Below are 12,950 nucleotides of genomic sequence, written 5' to 3'. Positions count from 1 at the left end.
ACGGGCGGACATCAGATCCGTTATTTTCACAAAAAGAGTGGTTTTGATGAGTTAAGAGGACACCAGGTTCCTTATTTGTTAATAAAATGGCTTTATTCAGTGGTTTTTACATAAATAAGGTATTCTGTGTCCGCTTAAGTCTAGAATAGTGGTCTTTTTATTAAAATAAGGTCCTCCATGTCCGCTCCATAAACGGGCTTTGCATTTTTCAGTACAGTTTCACATACCTTTTCCTTACCCAATTTGAAAACGCTCTTCAATTTAGATAAAATAACAGAACAGAGCAAAGCATAAAATAGAATAGATAAATTTTTAGAAAATTCAATTTTTTATGCAGTTATTTTGCCATAAACGAGTGAAAAGATCGCTAAAATAAGATACAATAAGGAGACAGCGATTTTTTTCTGTTGAAGGGAAGAGTGGTTGTGGATCAAAATCAATTAATTGAAGAAGCTAAAGCGGCAAGAGAGAAAGCCTATGTTCCTTACTCAAAATTTAAGGTTGGAGCTGCCCTTTTAACTGTTGATGGAAAAATTTATCATGGATGTAATATTGAGAATGCAGCCTATAGCATGACAAACTGTGCAGAGCGTACAGCATTATTTAAAGCCTACTCAGAGGGAGACAAAGAGTTTGCTAAACTGGTTGTTATTGCTGATACCGACCGACCTATTTCACCATGTGGTGCCTGCCGTCAGGTTATTTCAGAATTGTGCCCAAAGGATATGAAAATCGTGTTAACAAACTTAAAGGGCCTTGTCCAAGAGATCACAGTAGAAGACTTGTTGCCAGGAGCTTTTTCAGCGGAGGACTTAAATGAATAACGAAGAAGCAAGAAACAAATTTAAATCGGGGTTTGTATCAATTATTGGAAGACCAAATGTTGGAAAATCAACGTTTTTAAACCGAGTGATTGGTCAAAAAATCGCGATCATGAGCGATAAACCGCAGACAACAAGAAATAAGGTTCAAGGTGTTTTAACGAGTGATGATGCACAGCTCATCTTCATTGACACGCCTGGAATTCATAAGCCAAAGCATAAATTAGGCGACTTTATGATGAAAGTAGCAATCAACACCCTTAAGGAAGTTGATTTAGTTCTGTTTATGGTAAATGCCGAGGAAGGCTTTGGACGTGGAGAAGAATTTATCCTTGAAAAGTTTCAAGGAGTTAAAACTCCGGTATTTCTTGTAATTAATAAAATCGACCTAATTCATCCTGACAAATTGTTAGAAGTGATTGAATCCTATAGAGAAAAATATGATTTTGCAGAAATAGTACCGATCTCGGCACTTCAAGGGAATAATATTGAACGAGTGCTAGAGCAAATCAAGCGTTACATTCCTGAAGGACCGCAATACTATCCGGCTGATCAAGTTACCGATCATCCCGAACGATTTATTATTACGGAATTAATTCGGGAAAAAGCCCTTCATTTGACGCATGAGGAAGTGCCGCATTCTTTAGCGGTTGTAATGGAAAAGCTTGATCGACCAGAGAACAAAGACATGATACATGTCATGGCGACGATCATTGTTGAGCGCGACTCCCAGAAAGGGATAATCATCGGCAAACAAGGGAAAATGCTAAAGGAAATCGGTAAACGAGCTCGAATCGATATTGAAAACTTGCTTGGATCAAAAGTTTTCCTTGAGCTTTGGGTAAAGGTTCAAAAGGATTGGCGGAATAAAATGGGGCAGTTGCGAGACTTTGGTTTTCGTGAAGACGAATACTAATTTGTTATGTGTCTAGCTTCACCCTAATTAAATTATTAGCAACGAACGAAATTTATGCTTTGAACAATTTACAATTTTTTCGTCTTATGATTTTCTACTTTCGGGCTATGATAATTGTAAAGGAATTGGGATCATGAAAGGCTAGTTGAATATTTGAAAGGTGGGGGTTTTCGATGATGGATTTTACCTGGAAAATTTTTTCGCAAACAGGTAATATTGACATGTATCTTCTTTTCAAGGAAATTGAAAAAGATAACCAAGAAATACCCGGTAATCAGGATGATGAGCTAGCAGAAATTGATTTTCCCATTTCATAGGTTTGTTTCGTTGCAATGGATGGTGGTGAGTTCATGCTTCAAAAATGTGAAGGCATCGTCATTAGAACAACGGATTATGGTGAAACCAATAAAGTTGTCACTTTATATACACGTGAATGGGGAAAAGTTGGCGTGATGGCAAGGGGGGCAAAAAAGACGAATAGTCGCCTGTCGGCCGTCACCCAGCTTTTTACATATGGATATTTTCTGATCCAAAAAGGCAATGGGTTAGGGAGTTTACAACAGGGTGAGATGATTTCTTCTTTGCGATCCATTCGCGAGGATATTTTTCTAACGGCCTATGCAAGCTACATCGTTGATTTAACTGACAAAGCAACAGCCGATGAAAAAAGACCTAATCCTTTTCTATTTGAATTGCTGCACCAAACACTTTCTTTAATGAATGAAGGCTATGATTTAGCGATACTAACTAACATCTATGAAATGAAAATGTTGGACCTTTTCGGATTGCACCCTTGTTTAAATCAATGTTCTGTTTGTAGTAATACAGACGGACATTTTTCATTTTCTGTTCGAGAAGGCGGTTTTATTTGCCACCGTTGCCTTGAACAGGATCCATACTCAATTAAAATTTCACCGGCTACCGTTAAATTGTTGCGGCTATTTTATTATTTTGATCTTTCAAGATTAGGTAATATTGATGTGAAGCCGGAGACAAAGGCGCAGCTAAAACAGGTGATAACAGCGTATTATGAGGAATATTCAGGTTTGCATTTAAAAACAAAGAAGTTTTTAAATCAGATAGACAAAATGAAAGATATGTTAACTTGACAATAGCGTTTCTTTCCATTAACATCAAATTAAATTTAATAGTTGCCGTGAAGGAAAAGAGTACTTAATTCCCTTTTTAAAAGCGAGTCTAGGATGGTGGAAGCTAGATAAGAAGCATTAAGGAAGGCGTTCTGGAGCAACATTCTTTTAAGAGGCTGCTTTGGCAGCAAATAGGGTGGAACCGCGGGTTAACTCTCGTCCCTATGCATTATTGCATAGAGACGGGAGTTTTTTATTTGGTCTTAAAAAGGCCGTCTTTACTAAAGGAATTTGAAAAGGAGTTTTGATGATGAGCGTTAGTAGTATGGAACAAATCGTTTCCCATGCAAAACACAGAGGTTTTATTTTTCCGGGCTCAGAAATTTATGGTGGCTTGGCAAATACTTGGGATTACGGTCCGCTTGGGGTTGAACTTAAGAACAATATTAAACAGGCATGGTGGAAAAAATTCATACACCAATCTCCTTATAATGTCGGATTAGATGCAGCTATTTTAATGAATCCACGTACATGGGAAGCCTCTGGTCATATTGGAAACTTTAATGATCCTATGATCGATTGTAAAAAATGTAAAGCAAGACATCGTGCCGATAAGCTAATTGAAAATGCACTCGACGAAAAAGGAATTGAAATGGTTGTCGATGGTCTTCCGTTCTCCAGAATGGAGGAATTAATTTCTGAACACAAAATCGCTTGTCCGGATTGTGGAAGCTTTGATTTTACAGGAATTCGTCAATTTAATCTTATGTTTAAAACGTTTCAAGGTGTTACCGAGTCAAGCGCAAACGAAATCTTCCTTCGCCCTGAGACAGCTCAAGGTATCTTTGTAAACTTTAAGAATGTTCAACGGACGATGCGTAAAAAACTTCCATTTGGTATTGCTCAAATCGGAAAAAGCTTCCGAAATGAAATTACTCCAGGTAATTTTACGTTCCGTACAAGAGAATTTGAACAAATGGAACTGGAGTTTTTCTGTAAGCCAGGCGAAGAACTTAAATGGTTTGATTATTGGAAACAGTTTGCAGAGCAATGGTTAATGTCTTTAGGTATGACCAGAGAAAACCTTCGCCTTCGTGATCACAATGAAGACGAATTATCTCATTACAGTAATGCAACAACCGACTTTGAATACAAATTCCCGTTTGGCTGGGGTGAGCTTTGGGGTGTTGCGTCAAGAACAGATTACGATTTAAAACAGCATATGGAGTTTTCTGGTGAGGACTTCCATTACTTAGATCAAGAAACAAATGAAAAATATATTCCTTACTGTATCGAACCATCATTAGGAGCTGACCGTGTAACGCTTGCTTTCCTAATCGACGCTTATGATGAGGAACAACTTGAGGATGGTACATCGAGAACCGTGATGCACTTGCATCCGGCACTTGCGCCATTTAAAGCAGCGATTTTACCACTTTCCAAAAAATTATCTGATGATGCAAGAGAAGTGTATGACCTGTTGGCAAAACATTTCTTAGTGGATTACGATGAATCAGGTTCAATCGGTAAACGCTATCGTCGTCATGATGAAATTGGTACTCCATTCTGTATCACTTTTGACTTTGATTCAAAAGAAGATAAGATGGTAACCGTTCGGGACCGTGATACAATGGAACAAACCCGTATTCCGATTTCCCAATTAGTAGAATTCATTCAAAATAAAATCGAGTTTTAATTTTCTTCTAAGTTATCATTCGATGTTCTTGCGAAAACATAAAAGTGCGGAATCTCCGCACTTTTTCCTTAATTTTTCACGTTTTTACCTTGTTTCTTACCTTTTCAAACAGGATAATTAGTATATAATAATTTTAAATAGTATAGCCTTATAAATAAAGGTTTTACATAAATGGTTTTTTAACAGGGTGGTGAGGACAATCGAACTGAATAATCGGCAAGAACAAATTCTTCAGATTGTAAAAGACAATGGACCAATCACAGGTGAAAATATTGCTGAACGGCTAAACTTAACAAGAGCGACGCTTCGCCCTGATTTAGCTATACTAACTATGGCAGGATATTTGGATGCCAGACCACGGGTTGGTTATTTTTATACAGGCAAATCAGGAGTTCAGCTGCTTACCGAAAATTTAAACAAAATATATGTTAAGGACTATCAATCAATTCCAGTTGTCATTAATGAAAGTGTTTCAGTTTATGATGCGATTGTAACCATGTTTCTAGAGGATGTAGGAACTTTATTTGTTATCGATCAAAACTCGATATTAGTTGGAGTACTTTCGCGAAAAGACTTGCTGCGAGCAAGCTTGGGTAAACAGGAATTAGCTGCCTTACCGGTAAATATTATCATGACGAGAATGCCAAATATTACTGTTTGTCAGCGAGATGATTTGTTAATTGATATTGCCATTAAATTAATCGAAAAACAAATTGATGCCTTACCTGTTGTAAAAGAAACCGAAAAAGGTTTTGAAGTGGTAGGTCGGGTGACAAAAACTAATATTACAAAGGCCTTTGTCGCTCTTGCATCTGGAGAATAAGGTCAAACCTTAGGAGATGGTATAAAGGAATGAATAGGCTGCCAATTATATACGTCGTTTCTGATTCTGTTGGGGAAACAGCTGAGCTTGTCACCAAAGCTGCAATCAGTCAGTTTAATGGTGCTAATGTAACAATTAAACGATTCCCTTATGTTGAAGATACGGCACATTTAGATGAAGTGATCTCTTTAGTAAAACTAGATAAAGGCATGATTGCTTATACATTGGTTAAACCGGATATGCGCAATTATATGCGTGACATTACTCAAATGGAAGGCATTCAGGCTTGTGATTTAATCGGTCCAATAATGGATCAAATTGAGAATTTATGTGGAACGAAACCACTAAATGAACCAGGTCTTGTTCGCAAGCTTGATGAGGATTATTTTAAAAAGGTAGAAGCAATTGAATTTGCTGTAAAATATGATGATGGTCGCGATCCACGCGGTATTATCAAAGCGGATATTGTTTTACTTGGTGTTTCGCGAACTTCAAAAACACCATTATCACAGTATCTTGCCCATAAAAGATTGAAGGTTGCAAATGTACCAATCGTACCAGAAGTGGATCCTCCTGAAGAAATTTTCGTTTCTGCACCGAATAAATGCTTTGCTTTAAAAATAAGCCCTGATAAATTGAATCAAATTCGAAGAGAACGGTTAATTTCACTTGGTTTAAACGATAAAGCAAGCTATGCGAATATTGAACGAATCAAAGAAGAACTTGCCTTTTTTGAAAAGGTTGTTGCCAAAATCGGTTGCCCAGTCATTGATGTGACCAACAAAGCGGTTGAGGAAACAGCAAATGTTATTTGGAATATGTACAATAAAAAATTACAAAGTTAAACGTAAGAGCTGACACATTAGTGTTAGCTCTTTTATTAGTCAAACGGTAAAATATTTCAAAAATGTGTCGGAAAACAAAATACTTTAATTAAAAAGCCTTTAATCCAAAGTTTTTTTAAAAAAAGCGATGGAAAAACTAAAGGCAATATACTATAATAAAAAATTGTGATAAAAATGTATCAGAAATAGGTTTAGAGTTGATTGTGAACGAATAAACTATTTATTGTGAGATGTCAAGGAAACCCCTGTAAAAAAAATCGACACGTTTCCCTAGTGAAAAGTTATCCTCAAAAGAAGGAATATGTGGAGTGATGTAGAATAATTAGTTATAAAATTAATCAGCCGACTCTATTTGTCGATGCTGATTCTTGTCCAGTCAAACAAGAAATCATCCAAATTGCTAACAAATTCTTGTTTGAGGTTATTTTTGTTGCATCCTATTCACATGTGTCGAACCATACAGCTGAGGAACGATGGGTCTATGTTGAGAATGAAAAGGAAGCGGCTGACTTATTTATACTTAATCATGTGAACAAAAGAGATATTGTTGTTACACAGGATATTGGGTTAGCTTCAACCCTTTTGCCAAAGGAGGTTTTTGTCCTATCTCCACGGGGAAGTATTTATAACGAAGAGGACATCGTTACAGCTCTGGATATGAGATATCTTTCAGCAAAGGCCCGCCGTCAGGGGAATTTTGGGAAAGGTCCAAAACCTTTCTCAAAGGAAGATCGGCAAAGGTTTATCAATCAACTGACCTTGCTTTTGTCGAATTATGTAAGAAAATAATCAAGAGAAAGAAATTTTCACTTTGTGATGGAGTTGTTTTCATGGCAGAACTAATTGCCGAAGAAAAAATTAATCAAATTCGTCAATCAGTGGATATTGTCGATGTGATAAGCGAATATATTCAACTGAAGAAGCATGGACGAAATTATTTTGGATTATGTCCATTTCACGGTGAAAGTACCCCTTCTTTTTCAGTATCGCCCGACAAACAAATTTACCATTGCTTTGGATGTAAAGCTGGAGGAAATGTTTTCTCATTTTTAATGGAGAAAGATGGATTAACATTTGTTGAAGCAGCAATGAAATTAGCTGAAAGAGCTAATATAGAACTTGAAATCCAGACAAATGTACCAGCAAAATCCATTTCAAAGGATTTCCAACAAATGTTGGATGCCCACGATTTATTACGTAAATTTTATCATCATTTATTAGTAAACACAAAAGATGGTCAGGAAGCCCTTGAATATTTATTAAAAAGAGGCTTTACCAATGAGTCCATTGAAAAATTTCAAATTGGCTACGCACTGCCCTCTTGGGATTATACTTTTAAGCTTTTAACCAAAAAGGGTTTTTCAATTGATTTGTTGGAAAAATCGGGGTTAATTATTAAAAGGGAACGGGACGGAAACGTTTTTGATCGTTTTCGAAATCGGATTATGTTTCCGATATTTGACCGAAATGGGAATACGATTGCTTTTTCCGGGAGATCACTCGGGGGCGAAGACCCCAAATATTTAAATAGTCCTGAAACAGCAATCTTTAATAAAAGTAAAATTATATATAATTATCATTTAGCAAGATCTCATATCCGAAAACATCAACAAGCAGTTCTTTTTGAAGGATTTGCAGATGTAATTGCTGCAGATCGATCCGGTGTAGTTAACGGTGTTGCCACAATGGGTACATCTTTGACAGAGGAACATGTTGAAATATTGCGGCGTGATTGTCAAACCGTAACGATTTGCTATGATGCTGACCATGCAGGAATTGAGGCTTCATATCGTGCCGGTAACATGCTTACAGCTGCCGGCAGCAATGTTTTTGTGGCCGTAATGCCTGAAGGACTAGACCCTGATGACTACATCAAACAATTCGGTGAGGAGAAATTCTTTCACGATGTAATAGGGGCCAGTATTACGTTCATGTCCTTTAAACTTCTTTATTACCGGCGTGGAAAAAATCTTCAACATGAAGGAGAACGGCTCCTTTATATCGAAGAAGTATTAAAAGAGATCAGCAAACTGGAAAAAGCAGTTGAAAGAGATCATTATCTTCGGCAAATAGCCAATGAATTTTCCTTATCCCTGGATGCGTTATTACAACAATTACAAAGTTATAGCGGTGGGAAACCGGAAAATCAACTCAAAAAGCAAAAAGGATCTAATCAACCAGTACTGATCAGAAAGCAAATTGATCAATTAAAGCCTGCTTACTATAATGCGGAACGGCATTTAATTGCTCACATGCTGAAAAGCAGTGAGGTCGCCTTTAAAGTGCAGCAATTACTGCAAGGAAATACCTTTAACATTGATGAACACCAAGCCATTTTTACTTACTTACTCGGTTTTTATGAAGAAGGAAACCAACCTGATCCCAGCTTGTTTTTAAACTTTGTTCAAGATGAAAGACTTCGCCGAATTATTACAGAGATTGAAATGATGCTGGTTAATGAAGAATTAGCTGAAAAGGAATTATCTGATTATATAAAACAGGTGTTGAATCATCAAAAAATGTTAAAGATAAAAGAAAAAGAGGCGGAAAGAACGGAAGCAGAGCGTCAAAGGGATTTTCTTAAAGCAGCCGCTATCGCAATGGAAATCATCCAACTGCGCAAGTCGCTATAGATCTATTGTATCTTTGATTTTTGGAAGGAGGGGGACATATGGCTGAAAAACCAGCCCGTTCGAAAGAGGTCGATTCAGATATGACCCTGGAACAGATAAAGGACCAGTTGACTGAAACTGGGAAAAAAATTGGCGTCCTTAATTATGATGACATTGCTGAAAAATTAGCTCAGTTTGAATTAGATTCTCACCAAATGGATGAATTTTATGAATTTTTAGGGGACCAAGGTATTGAATTAGTTGGAGATGGGGACGAAGAAGATCCAAGTCTTCCCGATTTAACTAAGGAAGATGAAGAAGAGTTTGATTTAAATGATCTTAGTGTTCCTCCAGGTGTTAAAATTAATGATCCCGTTAGAATGTACCTAAAAGAAATTGGTCGCGTTGATCTTCTTTCCGCTGAGGAAGAGATTAATTTAGCCACTCGAATCGAAGAAGGAGACGAAGAGGCAAAAAGACGTCTTGCTGAGGCAAACTTACGTCTTGTTGTCAGCATTGCCAAGCGTTATGTCGGTCGTGGAATGCTATTTCTTGACCTTATTCAAGAAGGAAATATGGGATTAATTAAAGCGGTAGAAAAATTCGACTATCGTAAAGGCTTTAAATTTAGTACGTATGCAACCTGGTGGATTCGCCAAGCGATTACTAGAGCAATTGCTGACCAAGCAAGAACAATCCGAATCCCTGTGCATATGGTTGAAACGATAAATAAATTAATCCGGGTTCAAAGACAATTACTTCAAGATCTTGGCCGCGAACCAACTCCAGAAGAAATTGCCGAGGATATGGATTTAACTCCAGATAAAGTTCGTGAGATTCTGAAAATCGCTCAAGAACCAGTTTCATTAGAAACACCAATTGGCGAAGAAGATGATTCACATTTAGGTGATTTCATTGAGGACCAAGATGCAACCTCACCTTCCGAGCATGCAGCCTATGAACTGTTAAAAGAGCAGCTTGAAGATGTTCTTGATACATTGACTGACCGTGAAGAAAACGTGCTTCGTCTTCGCTTCGGTTTAGACGATGGACGCACAAGAACACTTGAAGAGGTCGGAAAGGTTTTTGGCGTTACCCGTGAACGGATTCGTCAAATCGAAGCAAAAGCCCTTCGAAAGCTAAGACACCCAAGTCGAAGCAAACGATTAAAGGATTTTCTTGAATAAATCATAACAATAAAGATAGTTTACTTCTTAAATGAAGTAAGCTATTTTTTTTTACAGCTGTGTTAAAGAACAATGTTGATTTTTGAGCACTCTGTTGATTGGAGCGGAAGGTGCGAGACTCCTGCGGGAGAAGGTGTCACGGGAGACCCCACAGGCGCTATGGCGCCGAGGAGGCTCGCGGACTCCCCCGCGGAAAGCGAGCATCTACAGCGGAAATCAACAGGCTATTTACAAAGACTTTTTACAAATAAATTCCTTTATTTGTATTTTCTATTATTTTACTGAATAATTATTTAGTTTGCAAATGAGTTTTCAAAGGAAATATTGATATTATCTATCTGTATTCAAAATATTTAGAAAACTATTATAATTAATATTATAGATGCAAATGTAAGCGTATTCAATATCGAACTTCGTCTAATTCTTCAGATTATTTACACATTATTTGTCAATTCCTGTGATAAAGTTTACTTTAGGGCTTTTACAATTTTGAATTTTCAAGTAAAATAAAAGTTGTTTGAAGATTTATTTATTTGATCGTTATTACATAGGAGGTAATATCATGAATCGTAATCCGATCATCCCGTTCGTGGTCATCATGATTTTTGGGATTGGCCTAATGTTTTTGCTATCATTCAAAGGGTTAGGGGACGCGGAAGAACTTGCAAAAGAAAAAGAAGGCGGCGGAAAGACTGAAGAAGTTGCTGCCAATCCAGAGGACATTTACAAGCAGAGCTGTGTAGGATGTCACGGTGCCGACTACAGTGGGGGAGTAGGTCCGGCATTAAAAGGTGTTGGAAAAAGATTGTCACAAGATGAAATCAAGACTGTTGTGACAAAAGGTAGAAACAGCATGCCTCCTGGATTAGTTCCAGAGGATAAAGCAGCCGATATGGCAAAATGGCTGGCTGAAATTAAATAATTGTGGAAAGTCCTTTGCATATGCAAAGGACTTTTTCTATACTTAAAAGGGTAATGTTTTATAATGATGGATATTGTTAATGAAAGTGTGGGTACATATGAATACGGAAATTTTATCGCTACGGTTGCAAACAGTAGTTAAATACATACCTCAAGGTTTAAAAATTGCGGATATTGGCTCAGATCATGCTTATCTTCCTTGTCATGTTGTTTCTAAGGGTATCTCGCCCTTCGCTATTGCTGGGGAGGTGGTCGAGGGGCCTTACCAATCTGCAATGAAACAAGTCAAACTTGAAGGGCTTGAATCTAAGATATTGGTCCGAAAGGGTGATGGTTTAGCTGTAATAAATCCTAATGAAGTAGATTGTATTACGATTTGCGGAATGGGTGGGACACTTATCTCGACTATTTTGGAGCGGGGAAAGGAAAAGCTTGGCACAATAAAACGGTTAATATTACAACCTAATGTTGGTTCTAAGGCGGTTCGTAAATGGTTGTTAGAAAATGGCTGGATGCTTATAGAGGAAGAGATCATAGCGGAGGACGGAAAAGTATACGAGGTATTGGTTGCGGAACAAGGAAGTCCTTTAACGGGCTATGAACAAGACATCGAGTCGGGACTTTTACTTGGACCTTATTTGAAAAAGAAACAAAATGCTGCATTTAAGCAGAAATGGCAAGCGGAAAAGGAAAACTGGCTTCGTATTTTGCAGCAGCTTGAACAGGGTGGAATGAATCCTGAAATTGAGCAAAAAAGACAAGAGTTATTGCAAAAGGTGAAGATTGTCGAGGAGGCATTTAAGGGCAATGAAGAAAGTTAATGGACATGAAATGATTGAATTGTTTGAGAAGTTTTCGCCAAAAGGATATGCAATGGAGGGGGATAAAATCGGTTTGCAAATTGGCCGTTTAAATAAGCCAATCGAAAATGTCATGATTACATTAGATGTCCTAGAAAACATCGTAGATGAGGCGATCCAAAAAAATGTCCAATTAATTATTGCTCACCATCCACCCATTTTTCGACCGCTTCAGAAATTGGTGACCGATACACCCCAAGGTCGAATCTTTGAAAAATTAATAAAGCATGACATTGCAGTTTACGCAGCTCATACAAACTTAGATGTGACTGAAGGCGGGGTGAATGATCTCTTAGCTGAAGCGCTTGGTCTGCAAAACGTTGAAGTTTTAGTACCAACTTATGAGATGAAAATGAAAAAATTAGTTGTCTTTGTCCCAAAAACACATAGCCAGCTTGTTCGAGAAGCTTTTGGCTCAGCTGGAGCGGGGGCAATTGGAAATTATAGTAACTGTTCTTTTTCAAGCGAAGGAATGGGCTATTTCCTCCCGGAAGTAAATTCAAATCCATTTATTGGGCAAGTAGGCGAAATCGAAGCTGTTCAAGAGGAACGAATTGAAACAATATTTCCAGCTAGCATCGAAAAGAAGCTTCTTTCGGCAATGTTTAAGGCGCATCCTTATGAAGAAGTGGCTTATGATATTTATCCGTTGGATAATAAGGGTACCGAGCTTGGTCTTGGCAGAATTGGAACTATAACAGACATGACTTTAAAAGAATTTGCTGAACATGTGAAGCATGTGTTTGGACTTAGTGGTGTTCGGGTCGTAGGGGATCTGAACGCTCCAATAAAAAAGGTAGCCGTATTAGGCGGAGACGGAAACAAATATTGGAGCCAAGCAAAGTTTAAAGGTGCAGATGTATATGTAACAGGTGATTTGTATTATCATGTGGCGCATGATGCATTTGTCTCGGGATTAAATATTGTTGATCCAGGTCATCATATCGAAATGGTTATGAAGCAAGGTGTAACAAATGTCTTAACGAAAATGTGTAACGACAAGGGATATGAGGTAAATATATTCCCTTCAGAGCTTAGTACAGATCCGTTTCAGTTTTTATAAAAGAAGAGACTGCGTGTTGTATAAACGATCTTTTCAGTGTGGTTGATGTATGTATGTATGTATGTATGTTAGTTGTTTGTTTGTTTGTTTGTTTGTTTGTTTGGCGGACACCATTGCC

Annotated in this window: 13 protein-coding genes and 1 other annotated feature; all 13 genes read left to right on the top strand. The window is 37.6% G+C overall.

Going from position 1 to position 12,950, the window contains the following annotated elements:
* Nucleotides 1–425 precede the first annotated feature (425 nt).
* The 13 genes from ACI48O_RS12720 (at nt 426) to ACI48O_RS12660 (ending at nt 12,832) form a co-directional block, all read left to right on the top strand.
* On the top strand, nt 426–824 hold the full coding sequence (locus tag ACI48O_RS12720; protein ID WP_435562187.1) for a cytidine deaminase: 399 nt from the start codon (nt 426–428) through the stop codon (nt 822–824).
* Nucleotides 817–1,737, top strand: coding sequence for a GTPase Era (gene era / locus ACI48O_RS12715; RefSeq protein WP_435562186.1), 921 nt, complete (start codon nt 817–819; stop codon nt 1,735–1,737). The genes ACI48O_RS12720 and era overlap by 8 nt, the downstream gene beginning before the upstream one ends.
* Before the next feature lie 173 nt (nt 1,738–1,910).
* Nucleotides 1,911–2,054 (top strand): YqzL family protein, encoded by a 144-nt coding sequence (locus tag ACI48O_RS12710; RefSeq protein ID WP_435562185.1) that lies wholly within the window; start codon nt 1,911–1,913, stop codon nt 2,052–2,054.
* Nucleotides 2,055–2,087: 33 nt separating this feature from the next.
* Entirely contained in the window at nt 2,088–2,846 is a 759-nt protein-coding gene (gene recO, locus ACI48O_RS12705; protein ID WP_435562184.1) for a DNA repair protein RecO, read from the top strand.
* A 38-nt stretch (nt 2,847–2,884) separates the two neighbouring features.
* Nucleotides 2,885–3,052 (top strand) — a binding site (T-box leader).
* An 83-nt stretch (nt 3,053–3,135) separates the two neighbouring features.
* Nucleotides 3,136–4,521: a glycine--tRNA ligase gene (locus ACI48O_RS12700; protein WP_435562183.1), complete on the top strand. Its 1,386-nt coding sequence runs from the start codon at nt 3,136–3,138 to the stop codon at nt 4,519–4,521.
* Nucleotides 4,522–4,708: 187 nt separating this feature from the next.
* Nucleotides 4,709–5,344, top strand: coding sequence for a helix-turn-helix transcriptional regulator (locus tag ACI48O_RS12695; protein WP_435562182.1), 636 nt, complete (start codon nt 4,709–4,711; stop codon nt 5,342–5,344).
* Nucleotides 5,345–5,373: 29 nt separating this feature from the next.
* The gene (locus tag ACI48O_RS12690) at nt 5,374–6,189 is read left to right on the top strand and encodes a pyruvate, water dikinase regulatory protein (protein ID WP_435562181.1); all 816 of its coding nucleotides are present in this window, start codon (nt 5,374–5,376) and stop codon (nt 6,187–6,189) included.
* A gap of 318 nt (nt 6,190–6,507) precedes the next feature.
* A complete protein-coding gene (locus tag ACI48O_RS12685) occupies nt 6,508–6,978 on the top strand; it encodes a YaiI/YqxD family protein (RefSeq protein WP_435562246.1) in 471 nt (156 codons plus the stop codon).
* A gap of 41 nt (nt 6,979–7,019) precedes the next feature.
* Nucleotides 7,020–8,822: a DNA primase gene (gene dnaG / locus ACI48O_RS12680; RefSeq protein WP_435562180.1), complete on the top strand. Its 1,803-nt coding sequence runs from the start codon at nt 7,020–7,022 to the stop codon at nt 8,820–8,822.
* A gap of 38 nt (nt 8,823–8,860) precedes the next feature.
* Nucleotides 8,861–9,988 carry an RNA polymerase sigma factor RpoD gene (gene rpoD / locus ACI48O_RS12675; RefSeq protein WP_435562179.1) on the top strand — a complete coding sequence of 376 codons (1,128 nt, stop codon included), beginning with the start codon at nt 8,861–8,863 and terminating at the stop codon, nt 9,986–9,988.
* A gap of 562 nt (nt 9,989–10,550) precedes the next feature.
* Nucleotides 10,551–10,910 carry a cytochrome c550 gene (cccA, locus tag ACI48O_RS12670; protein WP_435562178.1) on the top strand — a complete coding sequence of 120 codons (360 nt, stop codon included), beginning with the start codon at nt 10,551–10,553 and terminating at the stop codon, nt 10,908–10,910.
* Between the two features lie 97 nt (nt 10,911–11,007).
* On the top strand, nt 11,008–11,730 hold the full coding sequence (locus ACI48O_RS12665; RefSeq protein ID WP_435562177.1) for a tRNA (adenine(22)-N(1))-methyltransferase: 723 nt from the start codon (nt 11,008–11,010) through the stop codon (nt 11,728–11,730).
* Nucleotides 11,717–12,832: a Nif3-like dinuclear metal center hexameric protein gene (locus tag ACI48O_RS12660; RefSeq protein WP_435562176.1), complete on the top strand. Its 1,116-nt coding sequence runs from the start codon at nt 11,717–11,719 to the stop codon at nt 12,830–12,832. Before ACI48O_RS12665 ends, ACI48O_RS12660 begins: the two co-directional genes overlap by 14 nt.
* The last annotated feature ends 118 nt before the right edge of the window (nt 12,833–12,950 follow it).

This window comes from Neobacillus terrisolis (assembly GCF_051233475.1).
Taxonomy (GTDB): Bacteria; Bacillota; Bacilli; order Bacillales; family Cytobacillaceae; genus Bacillus_BU.
Note: the sequence above shows the minus strand (reverse complement) of the source record. Positions and strands in the feature narration are given on the sequence as shown.